The organism is Spirosoma flavum, assembly GCF_042686045.1.
Taxonomy (GTDB): Bacteria; Bacteroidota; Bacteroidia; order Cytophagales; family Spirosomataceae; genus Spirosoma; species Spirosoma flavum.
Genome location: NZ_JBHUOM010000002.1, coordinates 841364 through 861455 on the forward strand (window position 1 = coordinate 841364; position 20092 = coordinate 861455).

The 20092-nt window shown below is 46.6% G+C and carries 15 protein-coding genes; 11 read left to right on the plus strand and 4 right to left on the minus strand.

From position 1 onward, the window contains the following. Positions 1 to 63 precede the first annotated feature (63 nt). Complete coding sequence (locus ACFS25_RS09075; protein WP_381498953.1) at positions 64 to 606, plus strand: hypothetical protein; 543 nt, start codon at positions 64 to 66, stop codon at positions 604 to 606. A gap of 461 nt (positions 607 to 1067) precedes the next feature. Here the strand turns inward: ACFS25_RS09075 and ACFS25_RS09080 are convergent, their stop codons facing one another. From ACFS25_RS09080 to ACFS25_RS09090, 3 genes are all read right to left on the minus strand, one after another. Beyond that, complete coding sequence (locus tag ACFS25_RS09080; RefSeq protein ID WP_381498956.1) at positions 1068 to 1901, minus strand: phosphatidate cytidylyltransferase; 834 nt, start codon at positions 1899 to 1901, stop codon at positions 1068 to 1070. Beyond that, positions 1882 to 2100 (minus strand): putative signal transducing protein, encoded by a 219-nt coding sequence (locus tag ACFS25_RS09085; protein WP_381498959.1) that lies wholly within the window; start codon positions 2098 to 2100, stop codon positions 1882 to 1884. Before ACFS25_RS09085 ends, ACFS25_RS09080 begins: the two co-directional genes overlap by 20 nt. Positions 2101 to 2201: 101 nt before the next feature. Further along, positions 2202 to 3080, minus strand: a complete 879-nt coding sequence (locus ACFS25_RS09090) for a CPBP family intramembrane glutamic endopeptidase (RefSeq protein WP_381500834.1) — start codon at positions 3078 to 3080, stop codon at positions 2202 to 2204. 243 nt (positions 3081 to 3323) lie between these two features. On the opposite strand from ACFS25_RS09090, the gene dusB reads away from it, so the two are divergent. The 6 genes from dusB (at position 3324) to frr (ending at position 8303) form a co-directional block, all read left to right on the plus strand. Next, the gene (gene dusB / locus ACFS25_RS09095; RefSeq protein ID WP_381498962.1) at positions 3324 to 4316 is read left to right on the plus strand and encodes a tRNA dihydrouridine synthase DusB; all 993 of its coding nucleotides are present in this window, start codon (positions 3324 to 3326) and stop codon (positions 4314 to 4316) included. 81 nt (positions 4317 to 4397) lie between these two features. Further along, a complete protein-coding gene (locus ACFS25_RS09100) occupies positions 4398 to 5306 on the plus strand; it encodes a DMT family transporter (protein ID WP_381498965.1) in 909 nt (302 codons plus the stop codon). A gap of 48 nt (positions 5307 to 5354) precedes the next feature. Beyond that, positions 5355 to 5852, plus strand: coding sequence for a biotin/lipoyl-containing protein (locus tag ACFS25_RS09105; RefSeq protein ID WP_381498969.1), 498 nt, complete (start codon positions 5355 to 5357; stop codon positions 5850 to 5852). Positions 5853 to 5868: 16 nt separating this feature from the next. Then, a complete protein-coding gene (locus ACFS25_RS09110; protein ID WP_381498972.1) occupies positions 5869 to 6837 on the plus strand; it encodes a sugar phosphate isomerase/epimerase family protein in 969 nt (322 codons plus the stop codon). A 62-nt stretch (positions 6838 to 6899) separates the two neighbouring features. After that, a complete protein-coding gene (gene pyrH, locus ACFS25_RS09115) occupies positions 6900 to 7634 on the plus strand; it encodes a UMP kinase (protein ID WP_381498975.1) in 735 nt (244 codons plus the stop codon). 108 nt (positions 7635 to 7742) lie between these two features. Continuing rightward, positions 7743 to 8303, plus strand: a complete 561-nt coding sequence (frr, locus tag ACFS25_RS09120) for a ribosome recycling factor (RefSeq protein WP_381498978.1) — start codon at positions 7743 to 7745, stop codon at positions 8301 to 8303. A gap of 143 nt (positions 8304 to 8446) precedes the next feature. On the opposite strand, the gene ACFS25_RS09125 is transcribed toward frr, so the two are convergent. Beyond that, a complete protein-coding gene (locus ACFS25_RS09125; protein WP_381498980.1) occupies positions 8447 to 8773 on the minus strand; it encodes a hypothetical protein in 327 nt (108 codons plus the stop codon). A gap of 38 nt (positions 8774 to 8811) precedes the next feature. Between ACFS25_RS09125 and ACFS25_RS09130 the strand changes: the two genes are divergently transcribed. From ACFS25_RS09130 to ACFS25_RS09145, 4 genes are all read left to right on the plus strand, one after another. Continuing rightward, entirely contained in the window at positions 8812 to 10005 is a 1194-nt protein-coding gene (locus tag ACFS25_RS09130) for a glycosyltransferase (RefSeq protein WP_381498983.1), read from the plus strand. Between the two features lie 204 nt (positions 10006 to 10209). Continuing rightward, on the plus strand, positions 10210 to 11043 hold the full coding sequence (locus ACFS25_RS09135; protein ID WP_381498985.1) for a TolC family protein: 834 nt from the start codon (positions 10210 to 10212) through the stop codon (positions 11041 to 11043). A 9-nt stretch (positions 11044 to 11052) separates the two neighbouring features. Then, positions 11053 to 13242 (plus strand): GumC family protein, encoded by a 2190-nt coding sequence (locus ACFS25_RS09140; protein ID WP_381498987.1) that lies wholly within the window; start codon positions 11053 to 11055, stop codon positions 13240 to 13242. A gap of 114 nt (positions 13243 to 13356) precedes the next feature. Further along, a complete protein-coding gene (locus ACFS25_RS09145) occupies positions 13357 to 20091 on the plus strand; it encodes an amino acid adenylation domain-containing protein (RefSeq protein WP_381498990.1) in 6735 nt (2244 codons plus the stop codon). The last annotated feature ends 1 nt before the right edge of the window (position 20092 follow it).

Sequence of the window (20092 nt, forward strand, 5' to 3'; positions counted from 1 at the left end):
TAGAATGGCCATTAACATGACTCCATTTGTTATATTGGGGTCACGCCACTGATTCTACAGTCTATGAAATACCTTTTCACACTCATGTTTCTCGTCCTTTCCTCGCTTGGCTTTACTCAGTCAGAAAATTATGATGTAAGGTCAGTTCGTTGGGGTATGACAAAGGAGGACGTAATTAAAGCAGAGGGAACCCCGACCGAAACGGCTACTAATTTAGTCCGATATACAGACGTTGAAATGGGGAAATTCTCGGTTGCGGTGACTTACTCATTTATTAATAATCAACTGAATAAAGTTGACATAGTAGTTCCGAATAAAAGCCAGTCCAGTAGTAAAAGTTTTAACGTATTAGAAGCTATTTTAAAGCAGCAATATGGTAATCCAACTGAGGTAACTAATATATGGGCAACGACAAACCAAAAACTGAGAAGTGATTCCAGTGCAGCAATAATAGCGGGCGCATTAGCCCGGAACAGCACCAGAACTAATATTCGTACGACTGTATACCATACTATTTATGGAGTGAATGGAAATACGATACATCAATTAATTTATAAGCCCAGAGTTGGAATTAAAGCGAAGCTGGACAACTCGTCAAAACGTTAACGGTTTCGCCAGAAAAAATTAGCTAGTTCCCTTACGCAAACAAGGTCGGTGCTGTTAATTGAAAGCATCGATAGATTACTTTAATTAATCGTGGTCGAGTTAACTAAAGTTTAATAGTACTATACGGGTTGAATGCGTTATTGCTAAACCACTAAACACATAGCGACATGAAAAAGAACAGTCTGATTATTGTTAGAGGAGCTTCAACAATGGGTCATATTACAAGCGTCTATTTGAATGTTGCTCAGGATGAGGCCCTTAGGAGGTTCAATGAAGATTGCTCATTTACGTCAAATACGTCAAGTTCAGTGTTAGAATTTGATGATGAAATACAAATTGAGGGGAACGAGCCATTTCTGCACTTCACGGTAATCAACTAAAGCAACGAGTTTATACAACGGGCAAAGATCCACTTTAACATTGGTTGTGGCTTCCAATGTTGATCGAAGTATGCTGTTGCCCTAGGCAAATAACTTTAGGAACGTGATAATAAATGGGGCGGCCAGCAGCAAGCCATCGAAGCGGTCCAGAAAACCGCCGTGACCGGGAATGCTGCTGCCAGAATCTTTAATAGCAATACTGCGCTTAAATAACGACTCGACCAGATCGCCATAGGTGCCCGTTACCACAATGATTCCGCCCACGCAATACCACTGCCAGGGCCGTAGTTCTGGTGCCCAAAAGGTAAGGCCTAGGGCTACCAAAGCAGCCGCAGCTGCTCCGCCAATACTGCCTTCCCACGATTTTTTAGGCGATACTCGTTCAAAAAGCTTACGTCGCCCGAACTTGGTACCAGCAAAGTAAGCGCCAATATCACTAGCCCACAGCAGCAACAGACAGCCCGTAATAATCATGGGGTGAAACGTACCACCCTGAAGGGCCAGAATAATCAACAGCGCAAACGGCATGGCGACATAGATGATACCCAAAAACGTGAAACCGATGTTGGTAAAGGGTTTCATGTCACGCTTTTTGTAAAGTTTAATTAGGAAAATCATCGAAGAAGCCGGACAGATCAGAAAGTAATTTCCCATTCCAATCTGGTCAGTTTCAATAAAGTAAGCCAGTACACAAATCATTGTGCCAACTACTGTGCCATAGGCTGTTAGCGGTTCGAAACCATCGAGGCCAAGTAAACGATAAAACTCCCGTTGAGTGAGGGCGCTAACGACGCAGAACAGCAGCGCAAATGTCCAGTCGGCATACCAGATCATGAATAGAATAAATGGAACCCCCGCCACGGCCGCAATGACCCGTTGTTGAAGATTCGAAAGGTTAGCTAAACGTTGCTTCATTCTCCAGAATTACTTTGGCTAAAATGGCATCTTTTGCCAATACATGGACCTCACTTTTTCCCAAGCCAATGGTTGGGTAACTGCTGCTTTGTTTATTGATAACCACCGCCGAGATATCATGTTCAAGCAGTAGGGCTTTTGCCAGTTCGGCTCTGTGGGGCAGAGGTGTTGCATAAATTATTTCCCAGCTTTCTGTCATTTTCTTTATAGGTAGATACCGGTCCGCCGGTACGGTATAATTGCGTATTCTTGTCAGACGGCTAGTAATAATGACTAGGAGAGACGCAAGCTATTGCCACGCTACACAGGTCGATTAAGCTGTCTGAAATAATACAATAATCCCACCGTGACGAATCCCGAAATCAGCGCACCCAACACAGGTACAGCTTCGGTGCTTTCTATATCCATAGAGGTTACTTTTTGTTGGTACAGATAAACCATAAAAACGGTAAATCCATTATTAACGAAGTGGGCCAGAATAGGTACCCAAAGATTACCTGACCACAAGTAGAGATAGCCAAATAAGGCACCGAGCAGCATCCGGGGGAAAAAGCCGAGAAACTGTACGTGAATAGCACTGAATAGAGCCGCTGCCAGCCAGATGCCCACATGCGCATTGCCAGCCCAGTAGGCGAAATTGCGTTGTAGAATGCCCCGGAACAAGACTTCTTCGCCAACGGCGGCAATAACACCAATTACCAGTAATGCCACCAGCAACTGGCCTACGCTTTTAAACGTCGTGAGGTATTTGGTCACCCCTGCCAGATTCTTCTCCTGATCGCGCATCCATTGCTCTACCGGAGCCAGTGTTTCGGGAAGGTGGAGGTTTTGGTTCCAGTCAATGATGAGACCGTCGAAGGGCATAAAGGCAATGATAATTAAGCTTATCAAGCCTACTCCCGCTACCGCCGAGACCGGTCGGGCCTGAAACTGCGACCACGTTCGCCGTTCAACCCAATACCAGTAGAGTAAGGATGGCACTAGATAGGTGCCCATATGATTGACGGCCTGAAGAGCCATGAGTTCATACCAACTGTTAGGCGACGCAGACGGCTTAGTGGCTAAACCAGTCAGGTAGGCCTGGGCTTCAGTGAGCCCCATTCCCTTGCTAACGGCCATGACACCGAATAAGAGCATCGTGCTGATAACTCCCCCGATGAGCACGAAACCGACGAGCATGATCAGTCCCCCGAGCGTTGGTGGCCGCGATGTAGTGCCTCCGGGCGTATAACTTGGTTGCATAATTTCCTGTAAATTTACAGACTAGTTCGCATAGTTTGTGCACGGGAACCAATTCGGCCTTTGGATTGTGCTAAAACTTGTCGATACAACGTAAGGTATGGGACCGTCAGTCACTACCATTTGTAAACTCGCTCAATTATAAAGAAATATCGGTCGGGTTCTTAACCCCGATACCACGAAATGGTCAATATTGGCAATATACAGCTCCCGGATTTTCCGTTATTACTGGCTCCGATGGAGGATGTCAGCGACCCGCCATTTCGGGCGGTCTGCAAAGCGAACGGAGCCGATTTAATGTACACTGAATTTATTTCGTCGGAAGGACTCATTCGCGACGCGGCTAAGAGCGTTCAAAAGTTAGATATTTTCGAGTATGAACGGCCCATTGGGATTCAACTCTTCGGCTCGGATGTCGAAACGATGGGCGAGTGTGCTCGTATTGCCACCCGCGCTCAGCCCGATTTGATTGATATTAATTACGGCTGCCCGGTTAAAAATGTGGCTTGTCGTGGTGCAGGGGCGGCTTTGTTGCAGGATATTCCAAAAATGGTCCGTATGACTCAAGCCGTTATAGATGCTACTCACCTGCCCGTAACTGTGAAAACCCGGCTCGGCTGGGACGAAAGCACCAAAAACGTTGGTGACGTGGCCGAACGGTTGCAGGACATCGGTATCAAAGCCCTAACCATTCATGGCCGGACGCGGGTACAGATGTACAAAGGCGATGCCGACTGGACGCTTATTGGCCGGATTAAAGACAATCCACGCATTCAGATTCCAATTTTTGGTAACGGCGATATTGACTCACCCGAAAAAGCACTGGAGTATAAAAATCGCTATGGTGTCGATGGTGTCATGATTGGTCGGGCCAGCATCGGGTATCCCTGGATCTTTAACGAAATAAAGCATTTCGTTCAGACTGGCCAGCATTTACCCCCGCCAACTGTGGCCGACCGGGTAGCCGTTTGCCGCCAGCATCTTGACTTTTCGATTCGCTGGAAAGGTGAAATCTTGGGTCTTTTTGAGATGCGACGCCACTACGCTAATTATTTCAAGGGACTACCTGATTTTAAACCCTATCGAATGCGGCTGGTCACAACGGATTCTTATAGCGGGGTGAGCGCAATTCTTGATGAAGTGGCAGAAACTTACGATGCTGTACTAAGTGCTTGATGCTCTGACACGATTACTAGTTTTCTGAAAACTATTCATTCCGACTCTTCGGCTATTAGTCCTGTTTAACCAATCCAAAAAATGACTGCCGAAGAACCCGTCGTTATTCCTCAAAAGCGCCCATTGCTGGCGTGGGTGTTGTTATGCGCACTGGCGTTGGTCTGGGGAAGTTCATTTATTCTCATTAAACGAAGCCTCGGCGCGTTTCCGCCGGAACAAGTAGGGGCCGGGCGACTGGTATTTGCCCTGTTATTTTTTACCCCTTTTCTAGCGAAGCAAAGTCGGCAGGCCGATATCCGGGTAGTCGTTAGACATCGATGGGTGGCCTTACTGGCGTCGGCAATAATTGGATTTGTTATACCGGCTTTTTTATTCGCTGAAGCCGGTGCACACCTCAACAGTTCACTGGCTGGTGCGCTCAACTCGCTGAGCCCGTTATTTACACTTATTTTGGGGGCTGTGTTTTTCGGTCAAATACTCAAAATCAGACAGGTGGCCGGAATTTTACTCGGGCTATTGGGATCGCTACTCTTGGTGTTTTTCAGTGCAACGGGTTCGTTTCAACTGAACGGTTACGCCTTATTAGTCGTACTGGCAACCCTTTGTTACGGACTAAATACTAACCTCATTGGTCGTTATTTAAGTCATTTGCCCGCATTAGTGTCTACGGCCTGGCTGTTTGCCTTTGCCGGTCCTATTGCCTTACTGACCCTTGTTCCAACAGACTTTTTTGCTCGCGTATTGGACGCGCACAGTAGTTGGTCGCTATGGGCATTGGTTACGCTGGGCGTATTTGGATCGGGCTTAATGTCGATTTTCTTCAACCGCGTTATGCAACTCTCATCGCCCCTGTTTGCCGCTTCGGTAACCTACTTAATTCCTATTGTGGCCCTCTTTTGGGGAGTGCTGGACGGCGAAACGATTTATGGGGTGCAGTTTGCTGGTATGGGTGTGTGTTTAGTAGGTATCTGGTTAGTAAATAAGTCGTAATATGATCTTACTATAACCGGTGAAGAGTAAGAAATCAACAAAAACGCTATGTACACCGCTACGCTTAACAACCAGTCATTCACCGTTGATTTTGCCAATGGGCAGCCGATAGTCAATGGCGAGCCGTTTAGCTGGGATATTATCAAGATTGTTGACCGGAGGTTTCATGTACTTTATCAGAATCGTTCCTATACCGCCGAAGTGCTGGAGCTGAATGCCGAAGAGAAAACGGTAAGTCTGAAAATCAACGGGCATATTCATCTCGTAAACGTAAAAGATCGTTTCGATCTGTTGCTCGAAAAAATGGGCATGAGTAATGCCGCCAGCGCCAAAGTCAACGAGTTGAAAGCACCCATGCCGGGTCTGATTGTCGGCATTAGTGTTCAGCCCGGTGATGTAATCAGTAAAGGCGATAGCCTATTGATTCTGGAAGCTATGAAGATGGAAAATAACCTCAAGGCCCCCGGTGACGGAACCGTGAAAACAATACGTGTCGGTAAAGGCGACCGCGTCGAAAAAGGGCAGGTGCTGGTAGAATTTTTGTAGATAGACTTTTAGGCGTATGGATCACTCCTATCCCCGACGTCATTTCCTAAAGCAAACGGCCCTGGTTGCCGGATACTTGCCGCTATTACCAGTGATGTTTCCTGCATCGGTTGCCGCAGCATCGGCTGGAGCAACGGAATTCTCCCTGCCCGATGTCCATATCTTTTCTAAGCACTTGCAGTTTCTGAACTATGCGGACATGGCCGATGCTGCGGCTGAAATGGGTTTTAACGGCGTTGATTTGACAGTCCGCTCAGATGGTCATGTGCATCCTGATCGGGTTGAAGAGGAGTTGCCTAAAGCAGTCGAATCCCTAAAAAAAGTGGGACTGATGCCTAAATTAATGACAACAGTAGTTGGCGATGCGACCAATGCCACTGATGTTCGCGTGCTAAAAACCGCGTCGAAAGTAGGTTTTCATCTGTATCGGATGAAGTGGTATCAGTACGACGAGAAGCGAGCTATACCCGATTCCATTTTAGGCTTTCAGCAACAACTGCGGGCATTAGGCGAATTAAATAAGACCCTAAACCTAACGGGCTGTTACCAGAACCATGCGGGTTTGTTGGTGGGCGCATCGGTTTGGGAACTATGGGAAATGCTTAAAACAGCCGATCTGAATTACATGGGTGTTCAGTACGACATCCGACATGCCACTGTCGAAGGGGGACAGTCGTGGCCTACTGGTTTGCGCTTGATTAGTCCTCATATAAAGTCCATTGCCCTCAAAGATTTCCGATGGTCAACCAAAAATGGGGTAACAATAGTACAGGATGTACCGCTTGGCGAGGGAATGGTGGACTTTAAAGCCTACTTTCGCTTATTGAAGCAACACAACTTGAACGTGTCTATGTCACTGCATGTGGAATACCCAATGGGAGGAGCCGAGCACGGAGCAATTCATCTGTCAATCCCACCGAAACAAGTATTTGCGGCTATGAAACGGGATCTAAACCGATTGAACGAACTCTGGAATTTGGCCTGATACTATTTTTAGTCTCCTCCCTTTCCGCCTTTTTCTTATCTTTGCCCGCAAAATTTCCCTTCATGACATCGCAAACAAAGTATAAACGCATCCTGCTCAAACTAAGCGGGGAGGCCCTTGCTGGGCCTAACGGGTACAACATTGACCCAGTTGTACTGGAGCAGTACAGTCAGGAGATTAAACAAGTAGTAGACTTGGGTGTTGAGGTAGCCATCGTTATTGGTGGGGGCAATATTTTTCGGGGAGTATCAGGCGAACGCTCCGGCATTGACCGCGTACAGGGAGACTATATGGGTATGCTGGCGACAGTCATCAACGCGATGGCTTTGCAGAGTTCATTTGAGAAACATGGCATGTACACGCGCGTAATGTCGGCTATCAAAATGGAGCAGGTTTGCGAACCTTACGTCCGTCGGCGGGCGGTGCGCCACCTCGAAAAAGGTCGCGTCGTAATCTTCGGTGCCGGAATGGGCAGTCCTTACTTCACAACCGATACAACGGCTAGTTTGCGGGCCATCGAAATTGAAGCCGACGTGGTGTTGAAGGGCACGAAAGTTGATGGCGTTTATACAGCCGATCCAATGAAGGACAAAACGGCAACTCGTTATACGACGATCACCTTCGACGACGTTTACGAAAAGAAACTAAGCGTTATGGACTTGACGGCCTTTACGCTCTGTCAGGAAAATAACCTGCCGATTATCGTCTTTAACATGAACAAACAGGGGAGTCTTCTCCGGCTTATCCAGGGCGATGATAACCAGGGTACACTTATAACAATGAAATTGCCAGAATAAAGAATAAATAGTCTACTCGCTACCAACTCGTAAAGTTACATAGTTGTCAAATTTTGGTAATGCAACGTATAACTTTACAGCCTTATAACTCTACAACGTCAAGTTAAAATGGAAGAAATCGAGCTATTTCTCGACGATGCAAAAGATACGATGGAAAAGGCACTCAAGCACTTAGCCATTGAATTAACCAAAATTCGTGCTGGCAAAGCTAACGTGGGTATGCTTGATGGTATTCAGATTGAATATTATGGGATGCTCTCGCCCTTGCATACGGTAGCGTCTGTCAACACGCCCGATGCCCGTACCCTTGTTATCAAGCCGTTCGAGAAGAAACTCATTGGCGAAGTGGAGAAGGCGATTCGTAACTCGAACCTCGGCCTCAATCCGAACAACGATGGAGAGCAGATTAGGCTGAGTATTCCGCCAATGACCGAAGAGCGTCGGCGCGACCTCGTCAAGAAAGTGAAGCAGGAAGTCGAAACGGCCAAAGTTAACGTCCGTAATATTCGTAAAGACACCAATGACGACATTCGTAAATTGACTAAAGATGGCGTTTCGGAAGATGCCGTAAAAATGGGCGAAGAGCGTGTTCAGAAACTAACCGACGCGTTTATTGCTCGGGTTGATGAGACTTTTCTTGCGAAGGAAAGGGATATTCTGGTGGTATAACGTTTTAAAAACTTATTTATAAAGAGCCGATAAAGAGTCCGTCTTTATCGGCTCTTCCTGTTTATGAATTTTGTGCAATTAGTTGCCCGATTCAGTATAATTATCTGAATATCAGGACAATAAGCTTTTAAGCCGTTAGGCCGTCATGTTGTTTGACGAATAGCTGACTTGACATAATCAAGGGCAATTTGGCGAATGACGGGTTCGTCAATCTTTGCTGTACGTTCACCCCGGTGTTCGTAGGGCAACGCATCACCAGTCAGTATGTCGTAGATCCCGTAGGGAAGCAGTTCATACTCCTCGTAACCCCAGAATAAAAAATCAACTGCATCAGTGCAGTGATCGAACCCCACGGCGTAGCCGATTTCCTGTTGAGCGAAAACAACGATGTAGCGCATGCTACCATATACGTAAAAATGATTCGTTAGGATGCGTCGGGTTTTGTGACTTGACACCAAATTTGTGGTCATAAATGAAATAAAATACCCGATTACATTACGGGTTTATTATGACCATCATCTATTCTATCTACCTAATTTTAATAGGGTTTATTTCTCTTAACGTCCTTTATTGGGCCGTATTTGCCGTGGCTGGCCGATTTGGTCGAGCCGACGATAATGATACCGTTCCTTTACCTTTGGTTTTTAGGAAAATAGGCGTTCTTATTCCGGCTTACAAAGAGGACGCTGTTATTATTGAGTCGGTTACCGAAAACTTAAAACAAAGTTATCCGGCCGATCGGTTTGAACTCATCGTAATCGCCGACTCGTTTCAACCGCAAACACTCGCTAAACTGGCAACTCTGCCTATCCGGGTATTCGAGGTTTCGTTTCAAGTCTCTACAGTAGCAAAAGCCATCAATACCGCCTTGGCGCGGTTATCGCTTGATGAGTATGATATTCTGGTGGTGTCGGATGCTGACAATCATATGGCACCTGATTTTCTGGGTCGGATAAACAAAGCTTTTGCACAAGGCTGGCGGGCCGTTCAGGGACATCGGGTTGCTAAAAATATGAATACGAGTGTGGCAATTCTGGATGCCATTAGTGAAGAAATCAACAACCATATTTTTCGAAAAGCAAGTCGTGTATTAGGGCTGTCGTCGGCAACAATCGGATCTGGCATGGCATTTGAACCTAGTCTGATGAAAACAGCTATGGTTACTCAACATACTATGGGGGGCTACGACAGAGAGCTAGAAACTAATATAGTGCTCAGTGGACATAAAATAGGCTATTTGGAAAAAGCCTTTATTTATGATGAGAAAGTAGCAAATCGGGCGGTGTTTGAAAACCAGCGTACCCGTTGGGTAGCCGCTCAATGGCAGTTTTTGACGTTTTATTTTTGGAGAGGTATATCTGAACTAGTACAAGGTCGATGGGCTAGTGGGTTTAAAGTGTTGCAGGCTGTTTTTCTGCCCAAAATATTGCTATTAGGTTTACTGTTTGCTTGTATAAGTAGTGGCTTAGTCGCTAACGACCCAATCCTGTGGAAAACTCCGCTCGTTTTATTGCTCATTTTGTGCGGGAGCCTGCTTATTTCTGTACCTACTTATTTATGGAAACTTATTACTCTGCGTGAAATTTTACTTATTCCAGTATTGATGCTAAGTTTTGTTCGGGCAGTGCTTACTATGCGTAAAGCCTTTAAGCGCTTTTTACATACACCTCATACAAGTAAAACAGGTATGAATATGCCTTAGCTGTTTTCTATATGTGACAATTTGTGTATATAACAGTCAAAAAAGCAACAAATATCTTATTAGAGTAAACAAGTAAAATGATTAGTTAATCAAGTGGAGTAAGCTCACCATTTAATAAACATTCTTCCATCTCACCGTCGGTTACAAAGACATATCGGCAGTCGCATTGTCGTGAGTTGTATAGGAAAACGACATATTAATATTATGTTTAGGATAAATTTTCGCTTTTATAGCGTACGAATTGGAATAACGTTTCAGACCAGCCTTTTTCTGCTGCTATGGTTGTTATCATATACAGTTTGCTCCGGGCAAAATAGAGGAGCACGAGGACTTGTTTCTTTCGGTCCATCCTCTGGGCTGGCTGATGATACCTTGTACCTTGATATTAATCAGGACATCGCCGTTCAACTGCTTCCATTTGATGATATAATGAAAGTGGCAGTAGCACACTCACCGCTCATCAAATACCAGAATGAGGTAGGTAATTCATTGAATTCGGCGTATCAAGTAGCGAAAGTTCAGATTCTACAGAACGTATCTGGATTTGCCAATTATTCAACGGGAAATCAATCTATTATCTCATCAGGAACGACAACAATAACAGGTCGGGATGCCTTGGGACAAATTGCCAATGGCTACCGGGTTGGCGTTGATGTTAGGGTACCTCTTTACGAGTTGTTTGGGCGTAAGCACCAGGTGCGTCAAGCCTACTCAAATTACCGGGCATCGGTTATCCAGAAGGAAACTATTGAACTTGAATTGAAACGTGATATGATTGGCGTTTACCAGGACATGATCACGACTCAGCAACTTTTGAAATATCGCCTGATTGATGAGCAGGCATCTTTGACTGCTCTTCGGGTTGCCGAAGTTGAAATTCAGAAGGGGCGAATAACAGCTGATGCTTTGGCTAATATTACCAGTCGGTATGTGCAGGCTAAAACTTCGTCAGAGCAGATAAAGGGTGATTTTTTAAAGAATGTCCATTATTTTGAAGCGTTGGTGGGTATGCCCATACAGCGGTTGAAACGTAACTAAACGAATCGTATGTCAGTCGATGTCTTTTTGCGCTTACTGAAACAGCACATACTCTGGTTTATCCTGATTCCCTGTATAACGGCAGGCACGGCATTTTTTGTTACTCGTAACGAGCCCAAAGTCTATAAATCGCAGGCAACTCTTTATACTGGCTTGGTGTCACGCTATTCCTTGTTGTCAGATAAACAGAACACGTTTACTGACCACTCGGCTAGTGCATTTGATAATATTTTGACTACCCTCAATTCACGGGAAACACTACTCCAAATTGGCATTGGCTTGCTAAGCGATCACCTTCGGCTTCGAAAGCCTGACACGCTGGTATTGGCGAATTCTGGTTTTCAGAAATTGCATCAGGCTATTACGCTCGATTGGGAGAGTCTGTTTTTTATTGCAGGCGACTCTATTCAACTACATCGCACCATCGATAGTCTGGCAAAATCACCGTCCGACAATCCGGTAAAAACGTTATTACTAAAATCGGATTCTTATTATTCAATTCAGCATATAAGCGAACACTTAAAAGCAACGGCTCGCAAGAATACTAACGATGTGCTGCTGATGGAATACGAGGCTGACGATCCGGCGGTGGCACAGCGTACCCTTAGCTACGCTATTGAAATTCTGAACAGACGCTATTCCACACTTAAAACGTCAGAAACTAATTCGGTAATAGGCTATTACGAAGCCAAATTGCAACAGGCCAAAGAGCAACTGGCGCAGGCTGAAGCTAGCCTGCGGGCGTTCAGTTCGAAACATCAGTTGCTAGATTATGACGAAGAAGCACGTAATGTTGCCACGTCTCGCGAGGCCCTGAACAATGAATATAATCAGGAACTCATGCGAAAAAATGCGGCCAAAGCGGGTTTAGATGCGCTCAACCGGCGTATGGGTCAGCAAGGTAGCATTCGTTCGGCCAACAATGACCTGAGCGATAAGCAAAAGAAACTCACAGATGCGGAGAATAAATTAGCGAATGCCCGCGCCTATGGACAGCCTAAAACCGTAATTAATCAGTTGCAGGCGAGTGTGGCTCAGGTTCAGGAAGAACTGAAAATTAGTGCGCAGAAATACGATGCCGCTGCTAACTCTGCGGATGCTGTTCCAACCCTAACGATGGCGAATGATCGTCTGACCAAATCGTTGGAGTACGAAGAATCGTCGGCTCGGTTAGAGTTATACCAGAAGCGCATGAACGACTATCAGGTCAAAACCAATGAATATGGCCCCTTAGGTTCACAACTTCGCGAGCTTAATAGAAATTTAACCGTTGCCGAAAAAGAATACCTGGACTTACTGCAAAACGTAGATCAGTCACGTACTCGCCGTCAGGATGTATCCATTGGCGGCACACTTGAAGTAATGGATGCGCCTGACTTTCCGCTGTTGCCTCAAGCCTCTAAACGTTCACAATTAATATTGGTTGGTTTAGGCGTTGGTATTTTTATTGCTCTCTTACTCACGGCGTTGCGGTTCTGGTTGGACAAACGAATTCAATCGCCCGAACAGGCTGAAGCCTTAGTTGGTATGCCCGTTACCGCCCTATTTCCAACGGTCAAAAACCCACTTGTTTATTCAAAAACAACCCGGGCATCGCGGAGTATGTTCGAGCAGCTATTCAATGCCATTAATATTGAGGTCTCTCAGAATACAGCCAAGGCTTACCCGCCAATTATTACGTTGTTTAGTATCCGGTCAAAGCAGGGAAAAAGCTGGATTGCCAATGGGTTAACGCAGTTGTATGATGATGCTGATCAAAAAATAGCCTACTGCTATCCGCGTGTAACGGGCAAAGAGCAACGGGAACACCAGAAGGGCGTGACATATTTTCCCTATACCATTCGTCCGGATTTTATGAATGTGACGGGCATCGATTACTTACTCGACTATAATCAGGAATTCGATATCTCGCGATATGACCGCATTATTCTTGAATTACCCGCTCTAATTAATAATCAGATTCCAACCTATCTGCTCAAAAGCAGTGCGTTATCGCTTCTGGTCGTTGATGCCAATAGCCCTTGGGCGCGGGCTGAAAAACAATTGCTAAGTATGTACGTGCGCGTAACCAATCAACCAATATTAACGGTATTGAATCGGGTTGAAGGAAACTATGTCGATGTTCCGCGCCGGGTTGACGCTATGCAGGCGCCCACAATCCAGGAGCGTTCAACGCAAACTCAACGTACTTTTTTGTAAGTAGAGAAATATCAACTAAGTAACGGTGAGTGAATGAAGAAGCAGGTTCATCCGCTAGTTAGCGAATAAGCGTGCTTGTGGGATAGATTTGCTCATATTCAATTAATTAGCTTTATGCGTTCTTTTGGTGACATAAGCGTAGGTCGGAACAGTCTCATCTCGCAGTTCGTTGATCAGGTTGCTCATGAGAATCCGGACCGCATTGCGGTGGTCGCCGGGAGCTATGAAATTACTTACAGTCAATTAATTAATCGAGTAAATAACCTCAGTCAGGCTATTTTACAAGCTGATTCCGATGCTGACCTGATTGGCGTAAGTACCTTGCGCAATCTGGAAATGGTTATCGGGGTATTGGCTATATTGAAAGCTGGTAAAGCGTATTTACCCCTTGACCCGGCCTATCCAGAACAGCGACTGCAACAAATCATCGCTGATTCGGGTCTCCGGACGGGAGTAGCCACCGCTCAGGATAAGCCATTATTCGAACAGTTAGGCCTTATTACGGTCGCATCCGACGAACAGTACACGTATTCTGTCCAACCTATAAGCCACCAAAGCAGCACCGCTTACGTGTTGTATACCTCCGGATCAACGGGCAAACCAAAAGGGGTTTGTATGGGACATGAACCACTAGTGAATCTGTTGCAGTGGCAGGCGAAAAACTCAGTTGCAGGTCTTGATACCCGAACGTTGCAATTGGCCCCATTGAGTTTTGATGTTTCATTTCAGGAAATTTTCGCGACACTAACTACCGGCGGAACGCTGTTTTTAGTTGATGATATACTGCGGCTGGATTTGAATGTGCTCTTGCAATTTATTGATAAGCAAGCAATTAACCGCCTTTTTTTGCCTTTTGTAGCCTTGCAGTATTTGGCTGAAGCTGCCGTAAGTCTCCAGCAATTTCCGAAAGACCTGCGCGAAATCATGACCGCTGGCGAGCAGTTGAAGATTACTCCTCAAATTGCCCGATTTTTTTCGGAATTGCCTGGCTGTGTTTTATACAACCAGTATGGCCCCACGGAGTGCCATGTTGTAACCCAACTCAAATTAGAGGGAAAGCCGTTTAGTTGGCCCCACTTACCAACAATTGGCAAACCCATAGACCATGTAAATCTTTTTATCGTTGACGATAATCTGAACATACTAGCCAACGGCGAAGTGGGAGAGCTTTGTTTTGGTGGTGTCTGTTTAGCCGAGGGTTATCTAAATCAACCCACCCTAACGAATGAGAAATTCATTGAGTTATTTATTTCCCAAACAAAGCAGGCTAAGCGCGTTTATCGTACCGGCGATTTAGGCCGCTCTCTTCCCAATGGTACCATTGAGTTTTTAGGACGTCGGGATGATCAGGTGAAAATTCGGGGCCACCGAGTCGAATTGGGCGAGATTGAAGTTGTTATTAGTCATACCACTGGCATAAAGCAAGCGGTTGTGATAGCGCGTGAAGGTGTTGATGCCCAGAAACAGTTGGTGGCTTACTTAGTCGCTGCCACTAACCACATCGATACATTGACGGTCCGCCGGGAACTTGAGCAGCAATTGCCTGAGTACATGATGCCATCCGCCTTCGTATGGATGGATGAACTGCCCAAAACGAGCAGCGGGAAAGTTGATAAAAAACAATTGCCGGAACCCAGTCGTAACCGGCCAGAACTAACCATAGCGTATCGAAAGCCCAAGTCTAAACTCGAACAAACGATTGCCAGCGTATGGAGTAATCTGTTACGGGTTGACAAAGTGGGCCTGGATGACAACTTCTTTGAGCTAGGAGGTAATTCACTGCTGGCTCAGAAAACAGTGGCGGCTTTAAAACAAGAGCAGTATGTCTTGCCCGTTACGAAGCTGTATCAATATCCAACAATTTCGGGTGTAGCCAATTACTTACAGCCACAAACTACTGATCATTCAAGGCGGATTGTGCATCCTCAATCCGAAAAGGTAAGACAAATAACCCAACAGACAGATGTGGCCGTCATTGGAATGGCAGGCCGTTTTCCGGGGGCAACGACCATCAATGAGTTGTGGGACGTGCTGAAGCAGGGTAAAGAAACAACGCGTTTTTTTACTGATGCTGAGTTGGATCCGTCAGTCTCAACCACCCTCAGAAATGATCCGCTCTATGTTAAAGCAAGGGGCATTATTGACCAAGCTGATCAATTCGATGCCCAGTTTTTCGGGTTGTCGCCCATGATCGCGCAACTGATGGATCCGCAACAGCGTGTCTTTCTGGAAATTGCGTGGGAAACACTCGAACAAACGGGTTATCTACCGCACCACTACGCTGGCCGGGTTGGCGTTTTTGCTGGTTGTGGTAACAATACGTACTACCTGAACAACATACGGGGCCGCAAAGACCTGATTGAGCCAGTTGGGGAGTTTCAGGTAATGACCCTGAATGAGAAAGATTACATAGCCTCCCGTACGGCCTATCAGCTAAATCTGAAAGGACCTGCTGTAAGTGTTTACTCGGCCTGTTCCACGTCGTTGCTGGCAATTACACAAGCCGTTCAAAGTATCCGTACTGGTCAGTGTGATGTGGCTCTTGCAGGTGGAGCCAGCATTACTGCGCCGGTCAATAGCGGCCATTTGTACCAGGAAGGGGTTATGCTAAGCCGCGATGGGCATTGCCGTTCATTTGATGCCGATGCACAAGGAACCGTTTTTAGCGACGGGGCCGGTGTGGTACTCCTGAAAAATCTGGATGCTGCCCGGCGTGATGGTGATACGATTTACGCGGTTATTAAAGGTATTGGTATTAATAATGATGGCGGAGGTAAAGGCAGTTTTTCGGCACCTAATGCCGACGGTCAGGCGGGAGCAGTTGCTATGGCAATTGCCGATGCCGACGTCGATCCCGCCACCATCAGTTATGTAGAAGCCCACGGAACGGCAACTCCGCTGGGTGATCCGATTGAGATTGAGGGCTTGATACAAGCGTTTGGCGAACAGGACCAAAAACAGTTTTGTGCCATTGGCTCCATAAAAAGCAATATGGGCCATCTGACGCAGGCTGCGGGTGTAGCAGGTTTCATCAAAACCACGCTGGCTCTGTATCATAAGCAGATTCCGGCTTCTCTAAACTTCTCTATGCCGAACCCGGCTATCGATTTTGTCAATAGCCCGTTTTTTGTCAACACGTATCTCCGCGATTGGCAGTTAGCAGGAACTAATCTAGCGGAGCGTCCTGCCAATCCACGCCGGGCAGGAGTGAGTTCGTTTGGGGTAGGAGGGACCAACGTACATGTTGTGCTTGAGGAATTTGAAAACGAAACGCCCGTGGCTAGCGTGTCCCAATCGACGAATGCCCGCACGGCTCAACTCGTCACTTGGTCGGCTAAAACAGTGGCTAGTCAGAAGAAATATGCATACCAACTGGCCGACGAATTGCATCAAACCAATTCGTTAACTCTAGCTGATGTAGCGTTTACACTACAAACAACGCGCCCTAATTTTAATCATCGTTCCTTCGTAGTGGCAACGACGCAGGCTGAATTAAGGGACAAGTTGCTGGCTGAAACCGATACTGTAATTACGCGAAAAATAGACGAAAGCCCCGATGAGGTAGTCTTTATGTTTCCGGGGCAAGGGGCACAGTATCTCAACATGGGCCGTATGCTATACGAGCATGAAGCTGTATTTAGACAGGCAATTGACGAATGTGCTGATCTACTAGTGGATCACTTAAACCTCGATATTCGCCAAATTATTTATCCGGAAGTACCTAATTCGGAAGCTGAACAGCGCCTGAAAAATACACGATACACCCAACCCGCTCTGTTCGTTACTGAGTATGCGTTGGCGCAGTTATGGATGAGTTGGGGCGTTGAACCAACCATATTTTGTGGGCATAGTGTTGGTGAGTTTGTTGCCGCGCACCTCTCAGGTGTTTTTACGCTGGCTGATGCGTTAATGCTCGTTGCCGCTCGCGGCAACATGGTGAGCAAATTGCCGCGCGGGAGTATGCTTTCGGTGCGTATGGAAGCAGAGCGTGTACAGGCAATACTGCCCCCGGTGCTTTCAATGGCCGCTATTAATAGTTACACGCTTTGTGTGGTGGCTGGTGCCGAAGAACACATTGCTGACTTCGCCCGTCTATTAGATGAATGCGAAATACCCAATCAGCCACTGGCAACCAGCCATGCATTTCACTCCATCATGATGGACCCCATCGTTGATAATTTTGCAAAGGTGGTGGCAGGTGTTACGTTAAGTCACCCAAAAAAACCTGTTGTGTCAAGCGTAACGGGTGATTGGCTTACTGATGCACAAGCGACTGACCCACAATACTGGGCAACGCATTTGCGCTCGACAGTTCGCTTTTCTGAGGCACTCGACACTATTTTTACGTTAGGGAAACCGTTACTGCTAGAGGTTGGCCCCGGTCATGTCACAACGACACTTGCTCGGCAACAAGCCGGTAAGAAATCGATTACCGTGCTGGCTGGCTTAGCGAACCAACCTGATTGGCCAGCAGTCTGTCAGTCGGTTTTAACGACGCTTGGTCAACTCTACCTAAATGGAGTAGAACCAAACTGGCAGGCGTTTTATGCCGGGCAAAAGCGTAGTAGGGTGAATTTGCCTACCTACGCTTTCGACCGAAAACGCTGTTGGATTGATCCTATCAATAGAGAGCCTCAAAGTACTACTGCTCCTAATCAGATAGTTATTGCTGACGTAAATAAGCCCACATCGGCGGTGATGACGTTTCCCGACCAGCCTCAACAAAGACACACCAACATGAGAAAAAATACTCTGCTCCAAAAGGTTAACCAATTGTTAGAAGATGCTTCCGGCATTGAGATGGACGGCGTGGCATCGGATAGAAGTTTTCTGGAGATTGGTTTCGACTCGCTATTGCTAACTCAGGTGGCACTAACAGTAAAAAAAGAATTTGGGCTGCCAATAACATTTCGGCAACTGACCTCAGATTACACAACACCCGAACGCTTAGCCAACTACCTTGATCAGACGCTACCAGTTGAGGTAGCTCAACCAATATCAGCACCGTCAACACCAGTATCGGCGGCTCTGCATTACAATGGACTTGCTGGTCAGGTTGAAACAGCCTTGCCGGTTAGTGATACAGCATTGGGATTGATTGCGCAACAACTCCAGCTCTTGGCCAAACAGGTTGCGTTGCTACAGGTAGGGAATCCGCAGGTGCAGGTAGCTCCCCCCGGGCCTCAGGTTCAAGTGGCAGTCCCGGCCAATGGATCGTTGGCATTGTCCGGTAGTCCAAAAAACGCTGTCGTTGCCGATGCTGCGTTGACACCCGAGGAGAAAATTGAGCTCAAGAAGCCGTTTGGTGCGACTGCCCGAATTGAGCGTCAGGCGTCCGCATTAACAAACAAACAGCAGAGTTTCTTAGACCAGCTCACAAAGCGGTATAATCAGAAAACGCAGGGGAGCAAAACGTATGCTCAACAGCACCGTAGCTACATGGCCGACCCTCGGGTGGTATCAGGGTTTCGGCCACTTACAAAAGAAATTGTTTATCCGCTGGTTGTGAATCAGTCTAAGGGCAGTCGTTTGTGGGATATTGATGGCAACGAGTACATTGATGCTTTGAATGGGTTTGGGTCAAACTTGTTTGGCTACCAGCCCGATTTTATCAAACAGGTTTTACACGAGCAAATTGAAAGCGGTTATGAAGTTGGTCCACAGCACGAATTAGCGGGTGAAGTTAGTCAGTTACTGTGTGAGCTAACAGGAACTGACCGCGTCGCTCTGTGTAATACGGGTTCAGAAGCTGTTTTAGGCACTATGCGGATTGCCCGAACCGTAACAGGCCGGTCGTTGATTGTTGCTTTCTCGGGTTCCTATCATGGCATTGCTGATGAAGTATTGGTGAGAGGAACCAAAAAGCTGAAGTCGTTTCCGGCTGCACCCGGCATCATGCCAGAGTCGGTGCAGAACATGTTGATTCTCGATTACGGTACGGAGGAAACCTTAACGATTATCCGCGAACGGGCGCATGAACTGGCTGCTGTACTGGTTGAGCCTGTCCAAAGTCGGAGGCCGGAGTTTGTACCTATTGAGTTTCTAAAACATGTACGGGAGATTACTGCTACGTCGGGTACTGTCTTGATTTTCGATGAAGTGATTACTGGCTTTCGAATGCATTCCGGTGGAACGCAGGCTCTATTCGGCATTAAAGCTGATCTGGCATCGTACGGAAAAGTAGTCGGCGCTGGGTTGCCCATTGGCGTTATAGCGGGTAAGCGTGAATTTATGGACGCGCTCGATGGGGGCTTCTGGCAATACGGTGATCAGTCCGTTCCTGAAGTTGGCGTGACGTATTTTGCCGGGACATTTGTTCGCCATCCGCTGGCATTGGCTGCGGCAAAAGCATCCCTATTGTACATGAAGAAGGTTGGACCTCAACTACAGGAGAAACTTACCCGAAAAACAGAACGAATGGCCAACGAGATGAATGGAGTTCTCACACGTTGGAAACTTCCCATTTTCGTGGCTAACTTTGGCTCACTCTGGAAAATAAAATTCAAGCAGGAAATAGTTTATAGTGAGTTGCTGTTTACGTTAATGCGTGAGAGAGGGATTCACATTTGGGATGGCTTCCCGTGTTTCCTGACCGAAGCACATACAGATGAGGAAATAAATACTTTGATATATCAGTTTACCGAAAGCATTCGTGATTTGATAGCGGCTGGTTTTTTTAGCAGCGACGAACCGTCTAAAAGTAACATAGAGACAACTGGTGCAACGTTTGTCGGGAATGTGCCTCCGGCCCATGGTGCCCGGCTGGGACGAGACAGGGACGGGAATCCAGCTTGGTTTGTACCGAATCCTGGGCAACCAGGGAAATACCTACAGGTTGAATTAACTTGAT

What these genes read in the sequence shown, in the direction of transcription:
- ACFS25_RS09080 (WP_381498956.1), bottom strand. Translation starts at nt 1,901, where the DNA reads ATGAAGCAACGTTTAGCTAACCTTTCGAATCTTCAACAACGGGTCATT.
- ACFS25_RS09145 (WP_381498990.1), top strand. Translation starts at nt 13,357, where the DNA reads ATGCGTTCTTTTGGTGACATAAGCGTAGGTCGGAACAGTCTCATCTCG.
- ACFS25_RS09125 (WP_381498980.1), bottom strand. Translation starts at nt 8,773, where the DNA reads ATGACCACAAATTTGGTGTCAAGTCACAAAACCCGACGCATCCTAACG.
- pyrH (WP_381498975.1), top strand. Translation starts at nt 6,900, where the DNA reads ATGACATCGCAAACAAAGTATAAACGCATCCTGCTCAAACTAAGCGGG.
- ACFS25_RS09135 (WP_381498985.1), top strand. Translation starts at nt 10,210, where the DNA reads ATGTTTAGGATAAATTTTCGCTTTTATAGCGTACGAATTGGAATAACG.
- ACFS25_RS09090 (WP_381500834.1), bottom strand. Translation starts at nt 3,080, where the DNA reads ATGCTCGTCGGTTTCGTGCTCATCGGGGGAGTTATCAGCACGATGCTC.
- ACFS25_RS09110 (WP_381498972.1), top strand. Translation starts at nt 5,869, where the DNA reads ATGGATCACTCCTATCCCCGACGTCATTTCCTAAAGCAAACGGCCCTG.
- ACFS25_RS09075 (WP_381498953.1), top strand. Translation starts at nt 64, where the DNA reads ATGAAATACCTTTTCACACTCATGTTTCTCGTCCTTTCCTCGCTTGGC.
- ACFS25_RS09100 (WP_381498965.1), top strand. Translation starts at nt 4,398, where the DNA reads ATGACTGCCGAAGAACCCGTCGTTATTCCTCAAAAGCGCCCATTGCTG.
- dusB (WP_381498962.1), top strand. Translation starts at nt 3,324, where the DNA reads ATGGTCAATATTGGCAATATACAGCTCCCGGATTTTCCGTTATTACTG.
- ACFS25_RS09130 (WP_381498983.1), top strand. Translation starts at nt 8,812, where the DNA reads ATGACCATCATCTATTCTATCTACCTAATTTTAATAGGGTTTATTTCT.
- ACFS25_RS09085 (WP_381498959.1), bottom strand. Translation starts at nt 2,100, where the DNA reads ATGACAGAAAGCTGGGAAATAATTTATGCAACACCTCTGCCCCACAGA.
- frr (WP_381498978.1), top strand. Translation starts at nt 7,743, where the DNA reads ATGGAAGAAATCGAGCTATTTCTCGACGATGCAAAAGATACGATGGAA.
- ACFS25_RS09105 (WP_381498969.1), top strand. Translation starts at nt 5,355, where the DNA reads ATGTACACCGCTACGCTTAACAACCAGTCATTCACCGTTGATTTTGCC.
- ACFS25_RS09140 (WP_381498987.1), top strand. Translation starts at nt 11,053, where the DNA reads ATGTCAGTCGATGTCTTTTTGCGCTTACTGAAACAGCACATACTCTGG.